This is a genomic window from Vibrio sp. 1CM2L, assembly GCF_023161695.1.
GTDB classification, from domain to species: domain Bacteria; phylum Pseudomonadota; class Gammaproteobacteria; order Enterobacterales; family Vibrionaceae; genus Vibrio; species Vibrio coralliirubri.
Window position 1 is genome coordinate 19264 of sequence record NZ_JALNTT010000002.1, and the last position, 25890, is coordinate 45153.

Here is a 25890-nt window from a genome sequence, read left to right on the forward strand (position 1 = left end):
GGTACTGGATATGGCGACTAACCATTTCACGTTATTGGATTAAGTTGATTTTTGATTAATTGAAACCGGTTTACTCTTCGCTTGAAAACAACTGATCAAGCTTGTTCTCGTAGTCGTGGTAATTCAGGTGTTCGTAAAGCTCTTTACGGGTTTGCATTGAATCCAATAGAGCTTCTTGATTGCCTTCAACTAACAAGTGCTTGTAAACATTCTCCGCCGCTTTATTCATCGCGCGGAATGCACTCAATGGGTAAAGCACCATGTCGACACTTGATTGGGCTAACTCATTACAGTTGTAGAGTGGTGTTTGGCCAAACTCAGTGATGTTCGCGAGGATAGGCACATGCTTACCCGTTGCAGATTTAAGCGCCGCCGAGAACTTCACGTATTGGTCTAGCTGATTCATCGCCTCAGGGAAGATCATGTCTGCGCCCGCTTCAACACAAGCTATCGCTCGCTCAATCGCGCTATCAATGCCTTCAACTGCCAATGCATCGGTACGCGCCATAATCACAAAGCTCTCATCGGTTCTAGCATCGGTTGCCGCTTTGACTCTATCGACCATCTCTTGTTGGCTCACAATCGCTTTATTTGGTCGATGACCACAGCGTTTTTGCGCGACTTGGTCTTCCATGTGTATCGCAGCTGCACCCGCTTTTTCCATAGCTCGAATGGTACGTGCAATATTGAATGCGCCACCAAATCCCGTATCGATATCCACCAGCAATGGCAGATCACATGCGTTAGTAATACGTTCAACATCGACCAACACATCGTTCAATGTGGTGATGCCTAAATCTGGCAAACCATAAGACGCATTGGCGATGCCTCCACCAGACAAATAGATCGCCTGATGCCCCAAGTTCTTTGCCATCATCGCGCAATACGGATTCACCGTACCGACAATCTGTAATGGGTCGTTGTCTTGCACAGCTTGTCGGAACTTAGCTCCTGCTGATAACTTCATAATGACGCTCCCTGTTAATTGTTAATTTCTAATCTTTATGACTACTGATGTTTAGCTCTCGCCAGCGAAGAACCGCTAGCAAATACCAGTCGCCAGTTATTCAAGATCTTTGGATTGAATTTGTTGTTCTATAAGCAATCGACTACCCGAGATGTGTCGTCGCATTAGCATTTCTGCCAGCTCTTCATCGCGATTACGAATCGCTTGTAGGATGTATTTATGTTCATCAAGCGCCTCTTTTGGACGAGACTGTGCTCTTGGCGATTGGTAGCGATACATGCGTAATAGGTGATAAAGCTCGTCACACAACAACGAAATGAGTTTGCTGTTACGACTCGCTTTAATAATGCGGTAATGGAAATCAAAATCCCCATGTTGATGAAAGTAAGAAGAACCTTCGACTTCATCGATGTGTTTTGAGTGTGTCGACAATAATCCTTCAAGCCCGACAAGCTCTTCTTGTGTGATATATCGCGCTGCTAAGCGAGCCGCCATGCCTTCCAATGCCTCTCTCACCGCGTACAACTCGAGTAGTTTGTCTGCCGAAAAGGTAATAACTCGAGCCCCTACATGAGGAATGCGTTCAATCAAGCCAAGCCCTTCAACACGCATTATCGCTTCACGTAGTGGACCTCGGCTTACCTCAAAGCGTTTAGCCAGTTCAGGTTCCGAGATCTTACTGCCCGGTGGTAATTCACCGTTAACAATCGCCTCAACGAGATACTCAGTGAGGTTTTCTGATTTAGTGTTCTCTTTATCGCTCACACGTGTCTTCGTGTTTGCACTTAAGCTGAGATCTTTTATCGCAGTATTCATATTCACGCTGCTCACTTCTGATTGCTGAACCTTAATTGTCAACAATTTCATAACATGAACATAAAATACACGATTAAATTGTCGACAATCAAGCCAATTGTCGACAATTTAGACTAAGGTAGTATTTTTTATAGACGATAAAAATTCAACCAAAAGGCACCAAAACAACTTAACCAATTGTTATTTATAACTTTAAATAGATTAACAACCACTAACCCGATAACTACCCTAAAATCATTTGAAATCGATGTGTCGACAACTTATCGCTGAACTTGTCACACGCAGATCCCGTTGTGTCTATCCACTTACTCACCGATAAACAGATATAAAAAAGGCGCACTCATGTGCGCCTTTCATTCATCGAACCCGTTCTAACAAGCCAACCTTTAATCAAGCTATCTGACGAGTAACTTCTAGGTATTTGTTGATATCAACGAAATCAATTTGTTCCGGTTTGAGATACTCTTCTGCATAACGCAGGTGAGTACCGCTGGTTAAGAACAATCTAAACAGTTCGATATCGAGATGCTCGTCCAACGCCATTTTGTACATGATGTCGACAGCAACACTGATTGGCTTCGCCTTCTTATAAGGCCTATCCGCAGCGGTTAACGCCTCAAAAATATCGGAGATAACTAGAATACGTTCTGGGATTGAAAGGTCATCACCAGTCAGTTTCCTTGGGTATCCCGTACCTTTGAGTGTTTCATGGTGCGTCGAAGCATAGCGTGGAACACGGCTTAGCTCTTTCGGGAATGGCAGATTCTCAAGCATCTTAATCGTGCCAAGCATGTGCTCGTTTATCTTGAATCTATCTTCAGCGGTTAACGTGCCGCGTGCAATACTCAGATTGTAGACTTCGCCTAGGTTGTATAAGTGCTCAGGTACATCCATTTTGATTTGATGTTTCGGGTCAAACTCTAACGGTCTATCTCTTTTCACTATATGCTCTGCTTTATCACTTAACAGTGGCTCTGTCGCAGGTAAGCTCGAACTCGGTTCTCGATTTAACGCCTCTACCGGCGATAAACCAAGTTGATCATCAAAGTTACGTGTCCAAGTCGTCTCAGCTATCAAGCGAATGCGAGCGACTTTGTCATCACTCATGAATTCACCACCAACGTTCGATGTCGCGATAAAAGCAAAGTCATCTTGTAGCTGTTGTTTGGTTGCCACAAGCTCATCGGTTATCTGCTGCGTTGATAGCGTACCTTCAAGTTGCTTTCTCAAAGCAGTAATTTCCGCATCACGCCAAAGTACTTCAAATCGAGTTCTCACCTCGTGAATTCGGTTGTAGTTCGCTTCTAGCTTCGTACCTTTATCGACGATGTGTTCAGGTGTCGTGATCTTGCCACAATCGTGAAGCCAAGCCGCAATTCTGAACTCACGACGTTCATCATCATTTTTAAACTCAAAATCTTTGAAATGATCGGACTGTGATTTCTCAGCCGCGTCAGCCAACATCAAGCCGAGTTCTGGTACACGATTACAGTGCCCTGCCGTATAAGCGGATTTATCATCGATAGCTTGGGCGATAAGCTTGATAAAAGACTCTACAAACGCCTCTTGTGTCTGTTCATGCTGCTTAATCTCTGCAGCCATGCCTTTCACCGCCACAGACAGCTCCCACACCTCTTTGATTCGCGTATTAAGCACTGACACATTGTCGTAATCACGCTGCCTAATTTTTTGCGTTTCGGCTTTCAGTTGACGGATCGGTCGAACAATAGGCGCACCAAAGATCCAAGCTACTGGCAAGGTTAGGCTCATAAGTAGCACCGTCACACCAATAGACGTAGCAACTCGTTTGTTTACCGCGCTGTAGATTTCCGCTTCCGGTATCGCTACGGCAAAATATTCAGAGTAGTGCTCGCCCGTTTCAATCTTTTTCAGATACAGACGCTTAGGTTCTCCATTGAGCACAATTTTAACCATTTCGCCTTCGGTAGTAGCGGTCGCAGTACGTTCATAGAGTTCAGTGTAAGGAATGGTTGTGCCTGTATTGAGAGCATGATGATTGAACCATTTTTGTGACAACACTGCTTTCTGTTCATCAGTGAGTGCGCGAATGGCTTGATTTAGGATTGGTAATAGCTGCTGATGTTTGTTCTGCAACACAATGTGGAATTGGTTTGGGTAATTAGCTTTGAGATCCAACAGCACTTCATTAACTTTCAATCTTGCATGGAAAAATTTGTCCAAAGAGAATTCCAACACAGGCTTAGCGTCGAGTACTGCAAAGCTCTCACCACGATCAACAGCATCAAATGCCAATTCCATACTTGGAAACTCAACAAGCTCAATATTTGGGAAGTCTTTTCTGAGTTGAGGAATAACCGACCACCCAGATAAAATCGCCACCTTTTTGCCGCTGAGATCTCCGTAGTTTGAGACGGTTTGTGCGTTTTCTCGTGTTACAACAGAGAAAGGCAACTCGTAGATAGCATCCGTATATAAGCCTTTTACTCCGTTGCTTTCGTAATTCTGAATAGAGTGCAAACCATCGATGCTACCCTCATGAAACTTGCCCGTTAGCTCTGCCCACGAAAAGCCATTAACAAACTCGAATTTAACGCCACTCATTTCACTGATCATTTTCAGAAGATCAATCGCATAACCGTGTGGCTGTCCGGATACTGCAAAATCCATTGGCCCCCAATCGCTTTGGTTAGAGAGTAACAAAGGAGGCGTGTTCTCAATGACAGCTTGTTGCTGAGCAGACCAATCGATTTTACTTGTCTGAGGGAGTGCATGTTTCGCTTCAGTGTCTCGATTAGACGCAATGATATTGCCCGATTTAGAGTACAGAAATGACTCAACCTGACTGTCTTCATCTAAACCTAACGCACTCGCAGATAACTTACTCGCTAACGAAGACAACACGATATCAATGCCGATTACATGTTGCGTGTCACCAACGGCCTTTGATTCAAAAGCTAAGGAATAAGTTTGTCCCGTGATCTGAAGGTGTTGGAAAAGATAAGGCTGTGTTTTTTCAACTGTCTCAGTATTCGCGGAAACATACCAAGGTCGTGTCGTGGGAAAGTAATTGCTTGGCTCAGTCTTTGAGTCTCTGAGGTTAAACTCAAGGTCGTAATACTTAGTCGTGCGGATACGACCTGCTTCCCTGTCGCTTATCTCGATCACCACCCAACGGTCTGAGCGATCGGCACCAATTTTTTCTCTAACAAAAGGAGAAGATTCCAGATTGATAATTTGGAAGAAGCGTTCGTTAGAAGAGCCTATATAAATACTGTAAAAAAGAGGGTTATCTTTTATCGCTTCTGAGAGAATCCCACGCGACTCTTCGCGAGAGATTTGATGACTAATAGAGCGATGCACTGAAGAGAGTAAGCGAGCGGTATTTATCGCATCTGAATCGACGTTGCCGATATAGTCGCTTAAATCCTGAGATACCATGGTCAACTTCGACAAGGTATGCTCAGTCGCCATTTTCTTACTGAAGTAGTATTGAAGTGAAACCGCGACGATCGCCGTCAGCACTGTCGCAAGTAAAAACATCCCTCCAACGGTAAACCGCAACGAGATTTTTGTGTTTGCCATTATTCTATCCTTGAATAACCACTAGCCCAGAAATGTAAAATGCTAGCAATATTTATATTATTACTACGGCATACTATCTCTAGCAACACATTATTCTATATATTATTCAAGATCTCCCTATATCCCCTTCTACGTCGCAATATCATTGTATTTAAATGACATTTAACAATATAAATCAGCTGCCAATTACCATAATTAATTTAATGGTATTAGTTTTCATAAAATGGAAACACCTCACGCCTTTATTGTCAGGCTTATTATATTATTTACTTTATGCTATAAATTTAGATATAAAATTTTAACATTAAGTCAGTTCGTTAGTATCGACATAACCTTATGTCAGAACATCTTCGAGCATTATCAGGCGAGCCTATGACGGATAATTTCTCCCCTTCTGCCAGCACTATTGTGGCAAAAGATTCTAAAAGCAACGAGCATGCAGTCAGCGATTTTGCTATTTCTGAGTACTTATCGAAGCCTTTTAAAATCGAACTAACCATCATCTCAAAAAACTTTGTCATCGATGATCAATTGGGGCAAAAGCTCTCTATCACCCGCTTCGTTAATGACACCGATAATTTGACCGCTACGCGAGTATTCAACGGTATTGTTACCCAGGTTCAATTACTGGGTATGGACGGTAACCTGCAGTACTCTAGTTACCGCGTCACTCTAAGACCTTGGTTCTGGTTACTGAAGCACACCCACTCTTTCCGCGTTTATCAAAACCAATCAACGAAAGACATCGTTTCAGACGTATTGACCCAAGCTGGCTTCAGTGGCTCATATAAGACGGGCACCATGCCTTCGTCTAAACGCGAATATTGCGTTCAATACGATGAAAGCGACTTTGATTTCGTAACCCGATTGCTTGCAGAAGAAGGCGTTCACTACTTTTTCCAACACAGCGATTCCGACCATCTAATGATGCTGCAAGATGCGCAAAGCCCCTTTCAAAAATCGGATGCTGGCAAGCTAGACATGATTGAGGTCCCATCAGGCAGCAATCCATTAATCAACAAATGGATGCCACAGGGGCAATTTCATGGTGCTAGCATTGAGCTAACCAACTACGACTACTCACAAACCAAATTGGTGAGCAGTAAAGAGAAGAAATCCAGCCATAAGATCGCCAACAATACCAAATTGACCAAGCAGTTTTACCCTAACCTTGGTATCACTGGTGGGATGGAAGATCTCGCTAGCAACCTAGTCAAAAGGCGAATAGAGCAGCTTGAACAAAGTTATCAAACCGTTGAAGCCGAAGCTCAACACGATTCATTTGAATTAGGCACTTGGTTCTCATTATCTTCCCATTTAGATAAGTCTCAACTCGGCGATTATCTGGTCACAGAACTTCACATTCGATACAACACAGATAATCACTGTGAGACCAAACTTACCCTACTCGATACGTCGATTCCTAATTACCCGTCACCGAGAGACAAAGCCAAAATCCACGGTTTGCAAAGTGCGATTGTCGCAGGCAGTACGGCAGGTGAAATCAATCAAGACGATCAAGGCCGCGTGCGTATTCAATTTCATTGGGATACCGAAGCCTCTGGCGACAAAACAAGTTGCTATGTGCGTGTCGCTCAGATGATGGCAGGCAGCGGTTACGGTGCTCAGTTTATTCCAAGAGTCGGACAAGAGGTATTAGTCAGCTTCATTAATGGCGACCCTGACCAACCGATTATCACAGGAAGCGTTTATAACAGTAAAAATCCGCCACCTTACAAAGAGGCGAACACCACAAAAACAGGCATTAGCACTAAGTTGAGTGGATTGGCGAATGAGCTCTATTTCGATGACAAGAAAGACAATGAGCTTTTGTACATGCACGCGACCAAAGACTTCACCAAAGAGGTCGAGAACAACCTGACGGAGACGATCAAAGGTGAGCTGATTCAGAAAACCACCAAGCAAGTGACCGTTTCAACAGAAGATAACTACACGCTTAGCTCGGATAAAGCGATCAGTGAAAAAGGCAAATCCATTTCACTTGAAGCCGATGACAAGATAGAGCTGACCGTTGGTTCAAGTAAGATCACCATGTCTTCGTCTTCAATCAGTATCGAAGCCAGCAACATTGATATTAAAGCCAGCAGTGCACTCAATCTCGAAGGGATGAACGTGACCAGCAAGGCTACATCTGCAAACAAGATCTCCGGTATGACGACAGCTTTAGAAGCAACCAGCTCCAATAGCATTAAAGGGCTCAGTGTCGCGATTAAAGCCAATACCACCCTCTCAGCTGAAGGTTCACTAAGTGCCGAGTTTAAATCCGGCCTAAAAGGCACTTTCGATGGTGGCGTGATGGGTGAATTAAAAGGTGCGATTGTTAAGGTGAATTAGCGAATTTAAATCGCCAACACTTAAACCACGCCGCAGTACAAATTTAGGTAGAACGAAAACATGTATAAAAAGATTCCGTATCAGACAGGCCGACAGTTACTCGATAGGTTCTCAAGCTCTGATGAAGCTCAAGCGCTGATCGATGAAGAACTCAATATTGATGACTCCATTGAAGCGTTGTTGGAAAACGAGCTCTATTTCGATTTGGTTCAGTTTCTGGCTCACGGACTACCGGTTCGAGAAGCCATTTGGTGGGGCGCGCACACGCTCGATGCGAGAAATGATGTCTGGTCTGCCATGCAAAAACAATGTATTTCCACAGCCAAAGCTTGGGTCAAATCGCCATCAGAAGAGCAAAGGCGCAAGAGTGAACTATTCTCTAATAAGCTCAAATTAAATTGCGGGCCTTCTTGGTTAGCCCAAGCCGTATTTTGGAACGGTTCTGGCAGCATTGTGGCACCTGATTTACCCAATGTACTCCCAGACCCTTTTCTGTATTCGAAAGCGGTAGCAGGCGCGATAAACCACTCCGCAGCACTGCCCAATTGGGATAAAACCGACGAGTACTATAAGAAATCTATTGGTATTGCTCTTGAGCTTGCCAAAGGCAGTAAAGCATAGGAGTTACTGATGACGTTAGCCGCACGATTAACTGACATGCACGTTTGCCCAATGCAGACACCCGCTGTTCCGCCGATCCCTCACGTAGGTGGGCCAATCAGTGGGCCCGGAGTACCAACAGTTCTCATTGGCAATATGCCAGCCGCGACGCTTGGGGACATGTGCGTATGTGTCGGGTCTCCAGATAGCATCATCAAAGGCAGTGCCACTGTGCTCATAATGAGTAAACCAGCAGCACGCATGGGAGATACAACCAGCCACGGCGGTACGATTGTTCTAGGTATGCCAACTGTGATGATTGGAGGCTAAATACCTTACTTTTCATGAGGTTTCAAAAAACCGTGACATCGGTCCACTTTCTTAGATGAAGTTCAAAGTTTTGAGTAAATATCTATTTTGCATGAGACTTTTCACGAAAAAGCTCTAGAATTAATAAATGTTAACAAGTGTTTACGAAGCATAAGGATTATGTATCTAATATGACACTTTGGTGCGATCAGGATAACAATAGATTTTTACAGGATGTATATGACAGAAATCGCTCGCCTACTTGTTCCAATCTCGGATGAAGAGCCTTCAGGCTCTTATTTGAAGTTAGATCGAAGTGCCTATCGCAGTTTGAGAAACGTTTACAATAGCGCTCAATCCTCATTTCGACAGTTGGTTGAAACGCCTGATGCATCGTCTGATCCCGCTATCGTCGATGCCAATACAGACAACTGGGCTGAATTAAGAAAGATTTCAGAGGAAACGCTGACTTCACAGTCTAAAGACTTAGAGATACTAGGTTGGTACATCACGAGCCAACTTTTTACTTCTCAACCATTTCATAACCTTGCTAATGCTATCCCGGCTTTAAACCTTTTCATCGACCAATTTTGGGATACGCTAAACCCTATGCTTCCGGAAGCTAAACTCAAAGCTTCTGACGATGCAGGGAAAGCAAAGGAAATCACTGAATTTAAAACTAAACCCCTACTTCAACTCGTTGGTGAATCTGTTGATTCGAGCTCCGTTTATATTCCTTTTCAAATGCTTGATTTTTGTGCAGGCGTTACTTTTGGTGATTACCTCACTGCTGAGCGTAAGGGCAATATCGCAGAGCTAAAAGAATCAGCATTAGGCTCATTTGATGGAAGTGTTTCAGAAACGCTCTATCTACTTGCGAGTATTTTTAGTGAATTAGAGATTGCAGAGAAAAAATTAGCTGAAAAATGCCAAGCTGTTGGTGCGACCGTAATCAGCTTCAACTTCATTAAGACAAACGTACGTGACTTAATTAAAGCGATTCATTTCCTTGTTGGAGAAAAATTCACTCCTTGGCCGTTGGATGACAACTTCCACGTTATCCAAAATTCAACAGAAGCACCTCAACAAGACGATTCGACACACTCGGCACCTATGCAAGCTAGTGCTCCCCAGAATGACTCGAGTCTAACCACGGAAACAAGCCAAAACTCAGGGTCAAGTAACCCGGTAAATCAAGGTAACGGAAGCGTGGCTAGTGACAGCCAAGCACTAAGCAACCTTGCCCCTCAAAACCAGACTCAAACGATTGTTCAAAACGTCTCGAGCATTAACGGCATTGTTAATCGCGATCATGCGTTTCAAGAAATTAGAAAAATAGCTGAGTACTTTAAAGAAACAGAACCTCATAGCCCTATTGCATTCTTACTCGAACGTTCAATTCGTTGGGGCTATATGAGCTTCCCAGAGTTACTCCAAGAAATGGTTGGCAATGAAAGTGTCATCGCCCAAATCAATCAAATGACAGGAATGGACAACCTAGACAAAACCGATTTGTCAGGAAAATCCGTTCCAGTAATGACTTCCGCTCCGGAGAGAACTCCGGTAGCAACACCGACTATTGAAGAGCCAGCGGCAGTATCGCCAGTTCCTGATAGTTCAAATAGTACGACAGATAAAAACCAAACATCTGAACCGACTTCCAACTCATCATCGAGCAGCCTGCAAGATTTTGAGTGGTAAAGCACATTAATGCGTTGAGCAAGGAGAAAGTAATGGCTTCTATTTTTATGAGAATTGATGGTACGACACCAAAAGGTGCAGCAACGGTAGAAAAGATCGGGGGTAAAGATGGATTCTTTGCACTTGATAGCGTTTCTTGGAGTGCAGTACGTGGTGTTGGTATTGATGTAGGTAATGCAAACAATGCGGACCAAGGTATGGTTGCTCTTGGTGAAGTCAACATGACTCGTGGCTGTGATGGTGCAACACCTCATCTAACCACTTTCTTATATGCGCCGGGTCCAGAAGGTCGCACTGTTGAAATCGTTATGACAAAACCAAACCGTGAAGGTTCTGGTGCTGATCCATATCTGATTCTAACGCTTAAGATGGCTCGTATGTCTAGCTACAACATGTCTGGCACAGACGGTTCACTTCCAAGCGAGTCTTTCAGCCTAACCTACACAGAAATTTCTAAGGCTTACTACATTGAAGCAGACGGCGGTAAGATCGAGAAAGGCCCTGAGGTTGGCTTCGACGCTACTACAGCTAAAGTTACTTCAACTGCTAAGTAATTAAACAAGGAGAGTTACCGTGGCACTAAATTCCCAACATAAACGCGTAAGTAAGAACCGCGTAAGTATTACCTATGACGTTGAGACTAATGGCGCTGTAGAAACCAAAGAGCTCCCTTTTGTTGTTGGGGTTATTGGTGACTACTCAGGCCATAAGCAAGACAAAGAAGAAGTGGAAGATCGTACCTTCTATAACGTTGATAAAGACAACTTCGATACTGTTATGAAGCGTGTTGGCCCTGAATTATCCCTAAAAGTAGACAATGTACTTGCCGGTGATGACAGCCAGTTTGAAGCGAGCCTTAAGTTTGACTCGATGAAAGATTTCGAACCTGAAGCAATTATCGAACAGGTTGAACCGCTGAAAAAACTCGTCGAAACCCGTAACCAACTGAAGGTACTTCTTTCTAAAGCCGATCGTTCCCGCGATCTAGAAAAGCTGCTTAAAGAAGTTCTACAAAGTGCAGATACGATTAATGCTCTTTCTGATGAGCTTGGCATTAAAGAAGAAGGAGCTGAGTAATGAGTACTGAAACTGAGAATCAAGCGCAACCGGAAGCAGCGGAAGGCTCACTGAGCTTCCTAGACCGTGCGATTGAAGCAACCACTCAAACTCCTGCAGACACGACAAAAGAACTGTTTTCTGTACTTACAGAACAAGCTCTTTCTGGCACCGTGACGTGGGATAAGAACGTTACAAAAACAATTGAAAACGCAATCTCAGAGATAGACAAAAAGCTATCTCAACAGTTATCTGAAGTCATGCAACAAAAAGACTTACAGAAGCTTGAAGGCTCTTGGCGTGGCCTACAAAAACTCGTTAAAGAGAGCGAACTTGGTCGTGATCTAAAGATCAAAATGGTCGATTACACTCAAGAAGAGCTGCTTGATCAATTTGAAGATGCGCCAGCGATTGACCGTAGCCCGTTATTCAATGCGGTTTACCAAGGTGAGTTTGGTACCGCGGGTGGTGAACCTTACGGCACATTCATCGGTGATTACGAGTTCAGTGCGAAAGATGAAGATGTTGCTCTACTTCGCTACATGGGTGAAGTCGCTGCAGCGTGTCACGCGCCATTCGTTGCTGCAGCCAATGCTGAGATGTTCGAGTTTAATGACTTCCAAACATTCTCTGAGGGCAAGCCTGTTGCTGCAGGTTTCGACTCTCCGGCTTACGCTGCGTGGAATTCATTCCGTGAGAGTGATGATGCTCGCTACGTAACCCTGACACTGCCAAGAACTCTTGCTCGCCTACCTTATGGTGACAAAGGTTTGAGTACGGATGTCTTCGCTTATGAAGAGCTTGGTACTGATATGGATGGTAATCCTAAGCCAACCAGCAATGATCAATTAGTTTGGTCTAATGCAGCGTATGATCTGGGTCTTAAAATGACTCAAGCTTACACGGCTTCAGGTTGGTGTACGTCTATTCGTGGCCTTGATAACGGCGGTAAGGTCGAGAACCTTCCAAACCTAACGTACAAGTCTGAAGCGGGCGACCTACTTCAGCAGTGTCCAACAGAAGTTAACCTAACGGATGAGCGTGAAAAAGAGCTTTCTGACCTTGGTTTCCTTCCTTTAGTTCACTACAAAAGCTCTAACTACGCTGTGTTCATCGGTGGTCAAACAACTCAGAAGCCTAAAACCTTCACTGACCCAGATGCAACAGCAAACGCGGCAATTTCAGCTCGTCTGCCTTACATCATGGCAAGTAGCCGTATCGCCCACTACCTGAAAGTAATGGGTCGCGACAAGTTAGGCTCGAATCTTGAAGCTCCGGATATCAAACGAGAGCTGCAACTATGGATCGACCAATACACCAACGCGGGTGCTATTGGTAATGAGCAACGTGCAAAAACCCCTCTTTGTGAATCTCGCATTGAAGTGGTCGAGCAACCGGGTAAGCCAGGCGCATACTCAGCTGTCGCTCATCTAAGACCTTGGTTACAACTTGAAGAACTGACGACTTCAGTTCGAATGGTTGCTAAGATTCCAGGCTAATATGGATTTGGCCGGAGCAATCCGGCCAAAAATTTTGTATGAAGTTAAATACAGAATGGCAAAACAAATTCAATCAATTAGATGACACAGATAATACCTTTATGAAAGAGGCTTTATCTCTGTTATCTGAGCTAGACAAACACTCCTTAAGCTCTAAATCCTCACTAATTTCATTGATATCTACACTTATATCAACAATCGATTCCAAACTCAGTTTACAGCTTGATGAAGTCCTCCATGAACCAGAGTTTCAAAAACTGGAACGTAACTGGTTAAGTCTTCAGCAGCTTGTTTCCCTACCCGTCAGTTACCAAAGAGCGCATGTAAAACTGCTCGATATGAACTGGGCGGAGATCTCTAGCGACGTCAATCAAGCCTATTCCACCAAATCCAGCGACTTGTATAACAAGATCGGCAATAACGAACTGAATACCTTAGGTGGTCACCCTTTTGGTTGCATCACCTTTAGCCACCCTATCTCGATGGACATCGATTTTGATGCCGACTACGACGATCTGTTTACCGTAGAGCTGTTAGGAAAATTAGGCGAAGCAACACTCTGCCCTATGCTGTTTTCTCCCGTATCAACCTTCTTTGGTGAAAGCGGTGCCGATTGGTTGTCTGATGTCGAACGTATCAATAAGATCCTTTCCGGCCCCGACTTTAAAGCGTGGCAAGACTTACGCAATAAACCGAGCTCTCGCTTTATTGGCATGGCGCTACCACAAGTCCGTCTGAGAAACGCATACAAGAATCGACGAGCTGGCTTCATTTACAACGAGCAAGGTCAAGGGGCTTGGGGATTAGCCAATATGGTACTGGCTACCACTATCATGCGAGAGTTTCACCGCGTGAACTGGTTTGGCTTCCTAAAATCCCGTTGGAACGACAAGCTGCAAGGTGCCGTCGTTAACCTACCAAGCAATCACTATTTCGACAGCCATCTGCAGAAACCGGTGACGGATATCAGCTTGTTCGGCCAACTGTCGAACTTCTACGCTCAAAGCGGCTTTATCCCATTAGCGAAGAGCCCTTTGACCGACAAGTTTTACTTCAATGGTAACAACTCAATTTGGCAGTGCGGGCAAAACGACAATGACAAAGTGCTCACGCAGATTCAAACCACACTGATGTCTTGCCGAATTGCTCATTACCTAAAAGTTCAAGTAAGAGAGATGATCGGCAGCTTCAACAACGCGACCGAGTGTGAGCTGTTTTTGACCCATTGGATTGAAAAGTTCTCGAGTAACGTTTCATTTGCCAATGAGGAAACCTTATCCAAGTACCCACTGAGCTTTGCCAAAGTGAGCGTGACGGAGTCAAGTTCTCAAGCTGGCAGCTTCGCTTGTACTCTGCGTATTGTTCCTCAATACCAATTTGATTACTTCAGTGGTGAAGTAGTGCTGACCACCGACCTAAATGAGGTGGCGTAATGAGTTTTTGGAAGACCTTTATCAGTGATTCAAAGCCCTATCAGGATGCGGAGATTGAAGACATTAAGTTCCATCTCACCAAGCTCCTTGAAGCAGAGGCATCATTAACAGATATCGATAACCGACTGATAGAAGTCAACCGCTCGAACTTAAAGTTTGGTATCGAAGATATTCAATTACTGAGCGCCACTCTTGAAAAAACGCAGCTGACTCTACGTATTGAAACGTGGATTAAAAGCTTTGAACCCCGACTTCATGACATCTCCGTAGAGCTTGGAGAGCGCAAAGAGGGTGACAACTCACTGTCGTTCAACATCATCGCCAAGGTTAAGACAAGTCATGGCGAACAAGACCTTATTTTTGACTCCAAGATCGCATTAAGTGACCTAACCACCTCATTAGAAGAAGATAACTATGACTGAACCTATTATGCGTTACTTCGAGCAAGAACTGGCTTTTGTGCGCCGTTCATTAGGTCAGTTCGGTCAGGAATACCCGACGCACGCTGAGAAGCTCAATATTCATCAGGGGAAGATTGAAGACCCTAGCATGGCTCGTCTATTAGATGGCGTCGCACTATTGAATGCTAAGGTAGAAAAGAAACTATCAGAGCAGTTACCTGAAGTCATCGAAGGTATACTAGGTGTGCTCTATCCTTCTTATATACAAACCGTTCCTAGCGTTGCTTATCTTGAGTTACTCGCAGAAGAAGGCCCGATTGAATCGAGTACTTTGCCAAAGGGTTCGCTTTTCTCAAGCACAAACACCAAAAACGAATGTCTATTTAGAACGGTTGATGAACTCAAAATAGCGCCGTTTAGCTTAGGTAACATCAATGCGCTAAGCGCCCCGTTTAGCTTCAATAGACCCAAATCGGCGAATCAAAGCTCAGCGGTCGTTCAGATCTCACTGAACACTGGCGACCCCGAAGTGCATTTCAGCCACTTAGAACTGAATGACCTCGACTTTTTCGTTAAAGGGTTTGAAAACAATGCGGACTCTCTAGTCGAGCTTCTTCTCAATAACACCTTAGCGATTTCTATCTCAGACAACGAATGCGCTCGACATGTCACCATTGACAGCCACCAGCTTAAAAATCGAATCAGCGATCTCGAGTTCAAGTTTTTACCTGAGCATGGTAATCAATTCACGGGCTACCAACTGATTAACGAGTTTTTCTTTTTCAAAGAGAAGCGACAGTTCTTTAGGCTTAAGAACTTTGCGGATTATGCAGGCCAATTTGATGAGTCAGAAATCATCATTAACTTGTTCATGTCGTCATTGCCGTCCGAATTTATCCGCCTATTCAATAAAGATGTTTTTAAGTTAAACGTAATGCCAGCGATTAACTTGTTTGAGCAAACAGGCGAGCCTATTGCGTACGATCACAGAACCCTTTCAGTTCCTGTGAATGCCGACGCGCATAGCGACAACAATATCGAAATCATCGAAATTCAGAAGGTGTACGAAATCACACCTAACGGTGAAATACCGTTAGTTCCTCTTTTTAAAGAGAAATACACCCACAATCAGCAATATGACTACTGGCAAAGTAAACACAATCACTTTGGTGAAATGAGCATCGCAATCTCACTATCTGAAGCGCCAGAAGCTGAATTTAGCAAGCTACTTGGTACTCATTTACTGTGCACAAATGGCAAGCAAGCGTGTGGCGTAAGCGGCACTCTGGAATGCCTAGAGAGTATTGATTTGCCCGGTGAGTTTTCACCTATTTATCCGCCTTCGGCCCCCATAACAAAGGAAGTCGACCAAAATATCCATTGGGAATTCATTAGCTTACTGAACACCAACTTTTCATCACTGGTGCAGTCTAGTAATCCGGTTGCTGACCTCAAGCATATGTTGAGTTTGTGCAGTCGAGAACAAGTATCGAGCGCTGAAATTCAAATGATTCACTCGATCACGTTTAACTCTCAAGTGTCTGCGATTCGCGTTCTGGGCAAAAATGTATTCTCTCCAGGAACCGAGATCGAACTCACACTCGATGCAACCTCACCCTACTTGGCATTTGCCGATGTGTTGAATCGCTTCTTCCAACAGTTTTGTAGCTTTGATCGATATATCCAACTCAAGATCCGAATCTACGGACGAGATGGTGTCGTTAAAAAATATCCTAAGATTCACGGTAGTCAATTGTGCTTATAACTCAGCGAATATCGGCAATCCTGCGAACTGAAAATGACCAGAGCTTAGACTGTAAGGGGGATATATGAAGCCTTTCATCGAAGACCTAGCCGCTCAGCCTGAAAAGTACGATTTCTCTCAGGCAATGAGGCTATTGGAGCAGCTTCAGTCCCAAAGTAGCGCGCCGATACAGATCCAATTGAAATCGGAGGTGATGCCGACTGGCAACCCTCAAGAGATCCAATACTTCTCGTTAAAGGGAAACAAAGCCAAACTCAGATTAGCAAAACAAGCGCTCTCGGGCGTTAAAGGCGTGATACCTAATTACATATACGAAGAGTTGTTAGCCGCGATCCACAATGAAGATCATTCGCTGCAAGATTTTCTGGACGTATTTAATCAACGACACTTTGAAATCACCTATCGAACCAATGCTCGACGTTGGCTACTCGTTGAAAGTGAGCAAAACCCAAAGAAAACAGCATTATTGAATCACTTTGCTGCGCTTGGAAAAGAGCACAAAGAGTATCTCCAATATTCACTACTGCTAAGCCAACAAAGCCGAAACCTGACGACTCTGAAAAAGATTTTAAATGACTTCTTCCCTTACTCCATCGAGGTGGAGTGCAAGGCATTTGAACAACGTCTATTACCGACCGACTCGTTAACTCGCATCGGTGTTAATCGAGATTTTAACAGTCGCTTAGGGCAAGGTTTTTTGGTCGGCAAAACTTGTTTAGCCCATTTCAACAACTTGAGTATTTTTATTACCCCAAAGAACAGAAATGAGTTCCTCGAGATTCAAAAAGATGACCAATTTGCAAAAGCCGTGTTGTCTTTGACTCAGCACTATTTAAAAGACAGTACGCCTGTTGCCATTTATCTGAACGTCAAACGTTCATATTTAACCAAACCCCGTTTATCAAGCAAGGTTTCTATAGCTGCTCGTTTAGGTGAAATTGACTACCTTGCACCTGAGCGTAACCCCAATGAAACCGTAAAGATTTTGCTTTTGTAGTTCATAAATACGGAATGTGTAGATTATAGAGATACAAGGAATTGACTATGACACAAGTAACTCTCACTAACTTAGTAGGAAAGCTATCTCCCGAACTGAAGCAAGCGTTGGAAGCGTCTGCGGGCGCGGCGATGAACCAAGGTGTTGGAGCGATAGAAACAGAACACTGGATCCTTCAGCTTATTTCCCAAAAAGATCCGAAGCTAATGGCGTTGTGCGAATCTCAAAAGCTGTCATTAGACGCCTTAGTGAATGAGCTTTCCAAAAAAATATCTATGCTTCCAAAAGGCAGCGAAGGTCAGCCGACACTAAGCCATGGCTTAACTGAATTAATCAAAGATGCTTGGATGATTGCATCGGTAAACTATGGTCATGGTGAAATCGTCAGCTTGCACCTTATTCAAGCGCTGATGCAACAGAATGTGTTAGGCGTAAGCACTCTGCAACTAGAAACGCTAAGCAGTGTTTCACTCGAGTCTCTGCAAGGTCTGATAAAGAAAACCCCTATTGCCCGTAATTCTGCAACGCCTTCAGCCGGTGGCTCTGTCGATACCACACCAGCAGGAAACGACGCACTGAGCAAGTACACTGTAAATCTGACTCAACAAGCGATTGACGGCAATATCGATCCTATTTCTGGCCGTAATGCCGAAGTAAGAAAAGCGATTGATATCTTGTGTCGTAAACGCCAAAACAACCCGATTATGGTCGGTGAACCCGGTGTAGGTAAAACCGCTGTTGTTGAAGGTTTGGCGTTAAGAATCGCAGCCGACGAAGTTCCTAGTGCTCTACAAGGCGTGCAAATCCACTCTTTAGACCTTGGCTTACTGCAAGCGGGTGCGAGCGTTAAAGGTGAGTTTGAAAACCGCTTAAAAGACGTTATCAACGAAGTAAAAAGCTCAGAAGTACCTATCATTGTATTCATCGATGAAGCCCACACCCTTATTGGCGCAGGCGGCGCTGCCGGACAAAACGACGCGGCCAACCTTCTCAAACCAGCCCTAGCTCGTGGTGAGTTCAAAACCATCGCCGCGACAACATGGGCGGAATACAAAAAATACTTCGAAAAAGATCCTGCTCTAACACGCCGATTCCAAGTCGTGACTATTGAAGAGCCTAACGCAGAAGATGCGATGCAAATGCTGCGTGGTGTAGCCGCTTCATTGCAAGCTCACCATGGCGCTTTTATTGCTGAATCCGCGATTGAAGCGGCGGTCAACTTATCGATCCGCTACCTTCCAAGTCGCCAACTGCCAGACAAAGCCATTAGTCTTCTTGATACTGCCAGTGCACGAATCGCACTGACACAAGGCGCGAAGCCAGAAGTATTGGAAACGTTAGAGCAAACCATTCGTTACCAAGAAAACGAAAAGTCGGCGTTAGAAAAAGAAGATGCGTTGTTCTCAAATAGCGCTGAATTGATCAAAGAGCTCACACAGTCGATTGAAGAAAACCAACAAGCATTGTCAGCGTATTACACACGTTGGGAGAAAGAGATTGAGTTAGTTGACCAAATCAAATCCGTTCAACAAGAGATCACTGAAGAACAAGAGCAAGATGCTGTCGACGCTAACAAGCAAAAACAGCTCGACACCCTGCGTACTGAACTGGCCGACCTGCAAGGTGAAGAACCTCTTGTTTACGCCATGGTCGACGACAACACCATTGCTCAAGTGATTGCGAATTGGACAGGTATTCCTGTTGGCAACATGATGAGTGATGAAATCGCCAAGCTGCTGACCTTAGAAGACGAGCTTAATACTCGAGTTATTGGTCAAGATGTCGCAAAAAACGAGCTCGCAAAAGCGATTCGCATATCACGCGCTGGGTTAACCGATAATCGTAAACCGATTGGTGTGTTCCTGATGTGTGGCCCAAGTGGTGTGGGTAAAACTGAAACCGCCATGGCACTTGCGGAGCAACTGTACGGAGGTAGCAACGACCTTACCGTTATTAACATGACCGAGTTTAAAGAGGAGCATAAGATTTCGATGCTACTCGGCTCACCTGCTGGCTATGTCGGCTTTGGTGAAGGTGGTGTGTTGACGGAAGCTATCCGACGTAACCCATACTCAGTACTACTGTTGGATGAGATGGAAAAAGCGCACCCTGGCGTGCATGACTTGTTCTATCAAATCTTCGATAAAGGCCATATCAAAGACAGTGAAGGCCGAACCGTCGACTTCAAAAACACCATCATCATCATGACATCGAACGCAGCTGATCAAGCTATCTGTGATGTTTGTGCTAAAACCACCGACCGTATCGACAACGACGAGCTACTTGAAGCTATTCGTCCGGACTTGCAACAATACTTCAAACCCGCTTTCTTAGGACGAACCACCATTGTCCCTTACTACCCACTTAACGATGAAGAGTTAGCGAAAATCACTGAGATCTCGCTCAATCGAATCAAGAAGAAACTCGCAGAACAGTATCAAGCTTCCTTTACTTGGGATGCAGACTTCATTCAGTTCGTGGTCGACCGTAATACCGATCCAACGACAGGTGGCCGTGCAGTCGAGCAAATTATTAACCGCTCATTGATGCCGAGATTAGCTGAAGAGTGTATTGGAAGGCTCAGCCGAAGCGAACCTATTACTCAAGTCACTGTTAGCGCAACCAACAATAGTGCTGACTTCGATTTATCGATTAAGTAGGTTTTAACTATGAACAGCAAAGCCAGCCAAACATTGACCAAACCTTCATTAATTAACCTGTCACTTCGGGTTAAGTTGATGTTTGCTATCATGGCGGTTTTGCTGTTTTCCATCACCTTAAATGCAACGCTAAACTATTTTAATTTCGAGAAAAGGCTCACTGAAACCTCCGACTCCATCTATGAAATTGTATTAGAAGAAACACATAACGATATCAATCAAGCGATCAGTTTAGGCTTGCCGCTCTCAGCAATATCGAACATACAAGGCATGCTGGATCGTCGATTGAAAATCGTTGACGGTGTTACCGCCTTAGTTGTCGTCTCAAGCTCTGGCGAACGACTGTTCGGTACCGGAGAACAAAACAGCGAAAATAACCGTCAGCTATCACTCGATATCACCAACTCTTTTGGATTAGTTGAGGGGCAAGTAAAGCTCTACTACTCCACAACTCTGTTAGAACAACAAAAAACCTTCTTGCTCAAGCTCCAGTTCCTCTATTCGGCAATTTGGATACTGCTCTCTTGCCTGTTTGCCTTTGTCGCTTTGAAGTACCTATTGAAAGGTATTGTCGGCCGAGTAAAAGGCGCAACTGCAATATTTGAGTCCGCGACCGATTCGGATGAATTACTGCCAACGATTACCCAAGCTCACAAGGCGCTGCAATCCCCAAACTCATTGTCTAAGTTTGAGAAGTTGAAAAACAAACACTTTCCTGTGTTTATCATCTCTCTTGCCATCCTGTTGACGATCATTGCTAACCTAGGCGTTTCGTATCAATCTTTAGACAAGTTTTCACAGATTTACGAGGTTAAACTCGAACAGAAGTCCAATCTGATTGGCGACTCTTTAAATCAAATGATTAAAGAGCTACTCGATAAAGGCGTTCCTGCCGATAAGCTACATGGCCTCGAAGACGAATTTGCGTTCTTCGTTGATCATCATAGTGAGATTCTATCGATTAACTTTGAAGGACAATCGGGCACTTCTTACCGTTATCCTGCAGAACAGGTCGATCACCCTTCTATTCGCGAATCGACATTCTCACTCAACAACAGCCACACAATTCAACTGAATGTCACTACCGACAACAACTTGATCATTAACCTGCTTAAAGAAAGCGTCATGGACATGATTACCGTGTTGGTCGCCTCTTGCCTCGTGGTTGCAGAAATCATTCTGTTCATGTGTAACTTCATGATTATTTCGCCTTGGAATCAGGTAAAGAAAGTGTTCATGTTGGTCAACCGCGACATCGTGAATCACTTAGCCAAGATCTCTACGCGCGACGAAATTGGCAAACTGCTCAACCTGACTAATCAAGCGATCACTAAGTTAAACCCGACTCAACCATCACAAGACATCGATAAGCAAGACTTTCGATTCATTCGCTTGCCACTGTTTTTATTGGTGTTCTCAGAAGCATCTTCACTCGCCTTCTTCCCTAGGTTTGTCTCTTCACTGGAAAACACAACCGGTTGGATCCCTGAAAACCTAGTCACGAGCTTACCCATTTCTCTGTTCATGTTGTGCTGGGCTATCTCACTGCCATTTGCAGGTTACTGGTCAGATAAAGTAGGCAGAAGACATTCATTAATGACAGGTGGACTCATCACTTGTATTGGCTTGGTTGCTACTGCGTTCATTCAATCTCTCGAACTCTTGTTGGTAGCTCGGGCTTTTACCGCTGTAGGCTACGGTATCGTATTTATTTCAGCGCAAGGTTATGTGTCAGATACCACAAAAGACACTAACCGCACCAAAGGAATGGCGACTTTCTTGTCAGCCTTCTTCTCTGGTTCGTTATGTGGTGCTGCGATCGGTGGAATTCTTGCAGAGAAGCTGGGCTATTCAGAAACGTTTATGCTTGCGGGATTATTGGCAACGCTCAGTGTGTTACTCGTGTATGTGTTTTTCGAAAGATCTAACACCAGTAATTCAAGCAAGCCCGTTCAGCTGAAAGACTTTAAGCTGCTATTAAGTAATAAGTATTTTGCATTAATTACGATATTCAGTGCGATACCAGCGAAGATCGTACTGACAGGCTTCCTCTACTACATCTGCCCTGTCTATCTGCAATTCCTTGGCGAAAGCAGCTCTGTTTCTGGGCGGGTGATAATGGCGTATGGCCTCGCAATCATATTGATTTCACCATTAAGCGCGATCTTAGTTGATAAGCTTAAAAACAAAATGGCCTTCATTTTTATTGGTGGTTTGCTTTCATCCCTTGCCTTGCTCAATTTCTACTTCTTCCAAGGCACATTAGGGCTGCTACTTATCGTGATCATTATTGGTATTGCACACGGCATCTGTGTTTCTCCACAAATACCTTTGGTCATCGACCTCCTGTCTGGTCAGGGCATCGAGAAGGGAAAAATCATCGGTATATTCAGACTTACAGAGCGTATCGGTAATATTGCGGGGCCAATGCTGGCTGGGGTTTGTTTGAGTATCTTCGGTTACGACCAAACTATTCTTATATTTGGCGCGTCGCTTCTCGCGAGCTCCTTTAGTTTAATTGTGTTTTTCTCAATATTCCTGAAGTCTGATAAACAGAAGCTAGGGGTTCAATCATGAGATTTATAGTGTTCGTTCTCAGCTTTATTTTGATGTCCCCATCTTCATTTGCTAAGAGTGATGAAAAACACGTCATTCTTTTATTATGGCGGGGAGTAACGGATGCTGAACAAGGCTTCATGGATTATTTATCCCAACATATTGATGTGAGATTTACCGTTCTTGATGCTAACCGAGATAAAGCTCAGCTCAAACAACATATTCGAGATCTAGAATATAAAGAAGCCGACCTCATTTATTCATTTGGTACCACTATCACATTGAATTTATTAGGAACTTACACTGAACCTAGCGAATTTAGAATAAACAACACGACGCCCGTTGTATTCAGTATCGTGACCGACCCTGTGGGTTCTAAGTTAATCACTGATTTATCTTCAACAGACAGAAACTTTACTGGTGTATCGCACATCGTACCCCATGAAATACAGTTTAAAGCGATAGAAAAGCTCAATAACATTTCAAGCCTTGGGGTTATATATAACGCTGACGAAAATAATTCGATTATCACCGCAAATAAAATGATGGAGTTATCGGAAATTTATAACAAGCGTGTTATGTTGTACCCATTAAACATTGATAAAACCAAGTCAAACAGCGACTTAATTAACATCACGATAAACAATATGAAACGTGATGGTATCGATATGGCTTATTTACCCCCGGATTCATACATTATCACCCAAGGCGGGGACGTCGTATCGGGGCTACATTCCGCAGGTATACCTACTTTTTCGGCGACCGAGAGTCCGATAAGAAAACATAAGGCCCTGTTTGGCATTGTTAGCCGTTACTACAATGTTGGTCAATTCGCTGGATACAAAGCGAAGAACATATTGAAAGGAACTCAAAAAGCTTCAGACATCCCAATAGAATCACTAAGCCAATATTCCTATATTGTTAATATCGAGGCTGCACACAAGCTCGACTATTACCCGCCAGTGTCTATTTTGAAGATTTCTGAAGTGATAGGACACTCTAATGACGTTAACTAGAGCCTCTACCATCAGACTATCGTTAGTCACCCTACTCATCTCGACGCTTTGGTCGATGAGTGTCTTTGCTCAAGTAAAAATTGGGCCATCTCGCCTAATGCTGACCACACAAGATTGGCCGCCTTACCAAAGCTACGAAAACGCGACAATGCAAGGAATTGCTTTGGACAAGGTTAAATGTGCCTTAGGTATCATGGGACAGCCTTACCAACTCACAATGACAACTTGGTCGGACGCACAACTGCGCGTGCATAGCGGTAGCCAACACGGCTTTTTCGTCGCCACTAAAACTTCTGAGCGTGATGAATACGCTACGCTCTCAGCCCCCATCGCAAAACAGACATTGAATTGGTATTTTGGCCCTGGAGTGGAGCCGAAGGTTGATGAATTGTCAAAGTTAAACCTTAACTTTTCTGCCAAATTTGGCTCAAACAAATGGTTTTGGCTAAAACGTAATGGATTTAACGTCGTCAAGCAGCCACGAGATGCTAAAGTATTACTAAGACTTTTAAAACAAAGGGAAATTGATGTTGTTTTAGAAGATGAGTTGGTCTTTAAAAGAGAGTTGAACAAAGCCTCTTTACCACTCGATTACTTCAATTCGACGAATTTAGATATCAAGGATATGGGGGTCTATTTTTCGAATCGATTCCTTAAAACCTATTCGGGTTTCTTAGACAGTTTTAATTCAGCCATATCCAAGTGCAAGGAGTAGCCATTGTCTATCAGTGTTCACATGATTTCTGTACCTGCTGAAGAGGTTGTTTCCTCTAGAGTGACGTATCTGCCCGAAAGTGGCGGAAGCTTAGGTCGTTCTCCTTCATGTGATATTGCGCTGCCAGATCAATCAAAATGGATCTCGAGAACTCACTGTCAGCTCTACCCGACAGGTCGAGGTTACGTGATTAAAGACATCAGTAACAACGGCGTATCACTAAACGACAAGTCTCTAGCAAAAGAGAAAGAGTACGTCATTACCGACGGCGACATCATCAAACTTGGTGGCTATACACTGCTGGTTAGCTTATTGAGTGACCCAAAAGTCAACGCGGCCAATAACACCACACAGGATGAAACTTTTATAGAACCTTTTAACTTAAAGCTTGATGACAGCGATACTGACTTTTTAGATGACTCACCAGAAGTTGCTACCGTTCAGAAGACCTCGAACTTCTCTTCGAAGAATGTTCTGAGTGACGACCCCTTCTCATCTGATCCGTTTGAAGATTTGGACGATGACAAAGTCATACCGAACATTGAAGTAGACGAAATCTCTCACGCCGATAACAACATGCTCTCTTCTGCAGAGTTAGAATATCTGCCCGTCAATGTTGAGAACAATACGCGTATAGAAAAGTCGATCGACAAGCTCATCACGCTGACCGAAAAGAACCAACAATACTTACAGAATCCTCAGCTTCAACAAAAAGCGCTGTTCGACGCCCTAGAACAAACCGTTGATCAGTTCTTAAATGAGTTCGCACCAAAGCAGCTTGAGAGCCAATTTAGTGAGTATGTCAGTAGCGGCATTTTTACCAATAAAGATAAAAAGTATTGGAAGATTTACCGAAAGCATTTTCAACACCGTCAAGACAACGGAGATTTCAGACGCCAATTCAAAGCGTTGTTTATGGAGAACATGCAAAAGCAAAGTGAGGAAAGAGAATGAAACGCCTCATACTCTTATCGCTTTGTTTACTGATCACAGCATGTTCTTCATCAGATCCAGCTCCTGTTGTCACTCAATATTCGTTGACCGTTAAAGCTGATGCGACCGTCAACCAATACAATGATGACCAAGCGAACCCAGTTGTGGTTAGGCTTTACCAACTCACGGATCAACAGCTGTTCAAACAACTGCCGTTTATTGATTTGTACAACAATGACCTGCAGTTATTGGCGGCAAACTTAGTTTCAAAACAGGTATTACCGATTGTACTACCTAACTCAGAGCAAAAGCTGACGTTAGACATCAACAAAAACACGCAATACATTGCAGCTCTGGTCGAATTCGCGGATTACCAGAATGGCACAACCAAGACCGTTTTGATTATGCCTTCCGATCCAGAGCAAACCTTAGAGTTAACGATTACAGGGAAGAAAGCAGAGTTAGCCGTGATACAGCCTGACTCCAGCTGGTGGCAAATCTTTTAATAAAAAAGCCAATATATAAAAATAATAGAAAAGGATTTTAC

The 25890-nt window shown here is 43.9% G+C and carries 20 protein-coding genes; 17 read left to right on the forward strand and 3 right to left on the reverse strand.

Features of this window, described 5'->3' with window-relative positions; all coding sequences use genetic code 11:
• Window positions 1-70: 70 nt before the first annotated feature.
• From prpB to MSG34_RS05435, 3 genes are all read right to left on the reverse strand, one after another.
• On the reverse strand, window positions 71-967 hold the full coding sequence (gene prpB / locus MSG34_RS05425; RefSeq protein ID WP_017100223.1) for a methylisocitrate lyase: 897 nt from the start codon (window positions 965-967) through the stop codon (window positions 71-73).
• Between the two features lie 96 nt (window positions 968-1063).
• The gene (locus MSG34_RS05430; RefSeq protein ID WP_248337229.1) at window positions 1064-1783 is read right to left on the reverse strand and encodes a GntR family transcriptional regulator; all 720 of its coding nucleotides are present in this window, start codon (window positions 1781-1783) and stop codon (window positions 1064-1066) included.
• A 390-nt stretch (window positions 1784-2173) separates the two neighbouring features.
• Window positions 2174-5347 carry an HD domain-containing phosphohydrolase gene (locus MSG34_RS05435; protein WP_248336549.1) on the reverse strand — a complete coding sequence of 1058 codons (3174 nt, stop codon included), beginning with the start codon at window positions 5345-5347 and terminating at the stop codon, window positions 2174-2176.
• A gap of 372 nt (window positions 5348-5719) precedes the next feature.
• Here MSG34_RS05435 and tssI point away from each other — a divergent pair, with 372 nt between their 5' ends.
• The 17 genes from tssI (at window position 5720) to tssJ (ending at window position 25849) form a co-directional block, all read left to right on the forward strand.
• Entirely contained in the window at window positions 5720-7702 is a 1983-nt protein-coding gene (gene tssI / locus MSG34_RS05440; protein ID WP_248336552.1) for a type VI secretion system tip protein TssI/VgrG, read from the forward strand.
• Window positions 7703-7762: 60 nt separating this feature from the next.
• A complete protein-coding gene (locus tag MSG34_RS05445; protein ID WP_048606891.1) occupies window positions 7763-8323 on the forward strand; it encodes a hypothetical protein in 561 nt (186 codons plus the stop codon).
• Window positions 8324-8332: 9 nt separating this feature from the next.
• Window positions 8333-8632 (forward strand): PAAR domain-containing protein, encoded by a 300-nt coding sequence (locus MSG34_RS05450; RefSeq protein WP_248336554.1) that lies wholly within the window; start codon window positions 8333-8335, stop codon window positions 8630-8632.
• Between the two features lie 219 nt (window positions 8633-8851).
• Window positions 8852-10312 (forward strand): type VI secretion system ImpA family N-terminal domain-containing protein, encoded by a 1461-nt coding sequence (locus MSG34_RS05455; RefSeq protein WP_248336556.1) that lies wholly within the window; start codon window positions 8852-8854, stop codon window positions 10310-10312.
• Between the two features lie 32 nt (window positions 10313-10344).
• On the forward strand, window positions 10345-10866 hold the full coding sequence (locus tag MSG34_RS05460; protein ID WP_017110736.1) for a type VI secretion system tube protein Hcp: 522 nt from the start codon (window positions 10345-10347) through the stop codon (window positions 10864-10866).
• Between the two features lie 19 nt (window positions 10867-10885).
• Window positions 10886-11389, forward strand: a complete 504-nt coding sequence (gene tssB / locus MSG34_RS05465) for a type VI secretion system contractile sheath small subunit (RefSeq protein WP_009846607.1) — start codon at window positions 10886-10888, stop codon at window positions 11387-11389.
• Window positions 11389-12867, forward strand: a complete 1479-nt coding sequence (gene tssC / locus MSG34_RS05470) for a type VI secretion system contractile sheath large subunit (protein ID WP_048606898.1) — start codon at window positions 11389-11391, stop codon at window positions 12865-12867. The genes tssB and tssC overlap by 1 nt, the downstream gene beginning before the upstream one ends.
• Window positions 12868-12905: 38 nt before the next feature.
• Window positions 12906-14300: a type VI secretion system contractile sheath large subunit gene (locus tag MSG34_RS05475; protein ID WP_248336558.1), complete on the forward strand. Its 1395-nt coding sequence runs from the start codon at window positions 12906-12908 to the stop codon at window positions 14298-14300.
• Entirely contained in the window at window positions 14300-14722 is a 423-nt protein-coding gene (tssE, locus tag MSG34_RS05480) for a type VI secretion system baseplate subunit TssE (RefSeq protein WP_048606902.1), read from the forward strand. The genes MSG34_RS05475 and tssE overlap by 1 nt, the downstream gene beginning before the upstream one ends.
• The gene (gene tssF / locus MSG34_RS05485; protein ID WP_248336560.1) at window positions 14715-16466 is read left to right on the forward strand and encodes a type VI secretion system baseplate subunit TssF; all 1752 of its coding nucleotides are present in this window, start codon (window positions 14715-14717) and stop codon (window positions 16464-16466) included. Before tssE ends, tssF begins: the two co-directional genes overlap by 8 nt.
• Window positions 16467-16530: 64 nt before the next feature.
• Window positions 16531-17463, forward strand: coding sequence for a type VI secretion system baseplate subunit TssG (locus MSG34_RS05490; protein ID WP_248336562.1), 933 nt, complete (start codon window positions 16531-16533; stop codon window positions 17461-17463).
• A 47-nt stretch (window positions 17464-17510) separates the two neighbouring features.
• Window positions 17511-20123, forward strand: coding sequence for a type VI secretion system ATPase TssH (tssH, locus tag MSG34_RS05495; RefSeq protein WP_248336564.1), 2613 nt, complete (start codon window positions 17511-17513; stop codon window positions 20121-20123).
• A gap of 9 nt (window positions 20124-20132) precedes the next feature.
• A complete protein-coding gene (locus MSG34_RS05500) occupies window positions 20133-22700 on the forward strand; it encodes an MFS transporter (protein WP_248336566.1) in 2568 nt (855 codons plus the stop codon).
• Window positions 22697-23695 (forward strand): ABC transporter substrate-binding protein, encoded by a 999-nt coding sequence (locus MSG34_RS05505; protein ID WP_248336568.1) that lies wholly within the window; start codon window positions 22697-22699, stop codon window positions 23693-23695. The genes MSG34_RS05500 and MSG34_RS05505 overlap by 4 nt, the downstream gene beginning before the upstream one ends.
• A complete protein-coding gene (locus MSG34_RS05510; RefSeq protein ID WP_248336570.1) occupies window positions 23682-24410 on the forward strand; it encodes a transporter substrate-binding domain-containing protein in 729 nt (242 codons plus the stop codon). Before MSG34_RS05505 ends, MSG34_RS05510 begins: the two co-directional genes overlap by 14 nt.
• 3 nt (window positions 24411-24413) lie before the next feature.
• Window positions 24414-25364: an FHA domain-containing protein gene (locus MSG34_RS05515; protein ID WP_248336572.1), complete on the forward strand. Its 951-nt coding sequence runs from the start codon at window positions 24414-24416 to the stop codon at window positions 25362-25364.
• Window positions 25361-25849, forward strand: coding sequence for a type VI secretion system lipoprotein TssJ (gene tssJ, locus MSG34_RS05520; protein WP_050621123.1), 489 nt, complete (start codon window positions 25361-25363; stop codon window positions 25847-25849). The genes MSG34_RS05515 and tssJ overlap by 4 nt, the downstream gene beginning before the upstream one ends.
• Window positions 25850-25890 lie beyond the last annotated feature (41 nt).

Excerpts from the sequence above, each read along its gene's own strand:
- tssH (WP_248336564.1), top strand. The coding sequence starts at position 17,511 with ATGACACAAGTAACTCTCACTAACTTAGTAGGAAAGCTATCTCCCGAA.
- tssJ (WP_050621123.1), top strand. The coding sequence starts at position 25,361 with ATGAAACGCCTCATACTCTTATCGCTTTGTTTACTGATCACAGCATGT.
- MSG34_RS05475 (WP_248336558.1), top strand. The coding sequence starts at position 12,906 with ATGAAGTTAAATACAGAATGGCAAAACAAATTCAATCAATTAGATGAC.
- tssE (WP_048606902.1), top strand. The coding sequence starts at position 14,300 with ATGAGTTTTTGGAAGACCTTTATCAGTGATTCAAAGCCCTATCAGGAT.
- MSG34_RS05435 (WP_248336549.1), bottom strand. The coding sequence starts at position 5,347 with ATGGCAAACACAAAAATCTCGTTGCGGTTTACCGTTGGAGGGATGTTT.
- MSG34_RS05510 (WP_248336570.1), top strand. The coding sequence starts at position 23,682 with ATGACGTTAACTAGAGCCTCTACCATCAGACTATCGTTAGTCACCCTA.
- tssC (WP_048606898.1), top strand. The coding sequence starts at position 11,389 with ATGAGTACTGAAACTGAGAATCAAGCGCAACCGGAAGCAGCGGAAGGC.
- MSG34_RS05450 (WP_248336554.1), top strand. The coding sequence starts at position 8,333 with ATGACGTTAGCCGCACGATTAACTGACATGCACGTTTGCCCAATGCAG.
- MSG34_RS05490 (WP_248336562.1), top strand. The coding sequence starts at position 16,531 with ATGAAGCCTTTCATCGAAGACCTAGCCGCTCAGCCTGAAAAGTACGAT.
- MSG34_RS05455 (WP_248336556.1), top strand. The coding sequence starts at position 8,852 with ATGACAGAAATCGCTCGCCTACTTGTTCCAATCTCGGATGAAGAGCCT.
- prpB (WP_017100223.1), bottom strand. The coding sequence starts at position 967 with ATGAAGTTATCAGCAGGAGCTAAGTTCCGACAAGCTGTGCAAGACAAC.
- MSG34_RS05445 (WP_048606891.1), top strand. The coding sequence starts at position 7,763 with ATGTATAAAAAGATTCCGTATCAGACAGGCCGACAGTTACTCGATAGG.
- tssI (WP_248336552.1), top strand. The coding sequence starts at position 5,720 with ATGACGGATAATTTCTCCCCTTCTGCCAGCACTATTGTGGCAAAAGAT.
- MSG34_RS05500 (WP_248336566.1), top strand. The coding sequence starts at position 20,133 with ATGAACAGCAAAGCCAGCCAAACATTGACCAAACCTTCATTAATTAAC.
- MSG34_RS05505 (WP_248336568.1), top strand. The coding sequence starts at position 22,697 with ATGAGATTTATAGTGTTCGTTCTCAGCTTTATTTTGATGTCCCCATCT.
- MSG34_RS05460 (WP_017110736.1), top strand. The coding sequence starts at position 10,345 with ATGGCTTCTATTTTTATGAGAATTGATGGTACGACACCAAAAGGTGCA.
- tssF (WP_248336560.1), top strand. The coding sequence starts at position 14,715 with ATGACTGAACCTATTATGCGTTACTTCGAGCAAGAACTGGCTTTTGTG.
- MSG34_RS05430 (WP_248337229.1), bottom strand. The coding sequence starts at position 1,783 with ATGAATACTGCGATAAAAGATCTCAGCTTAAGTGCAAACACGAAGACA.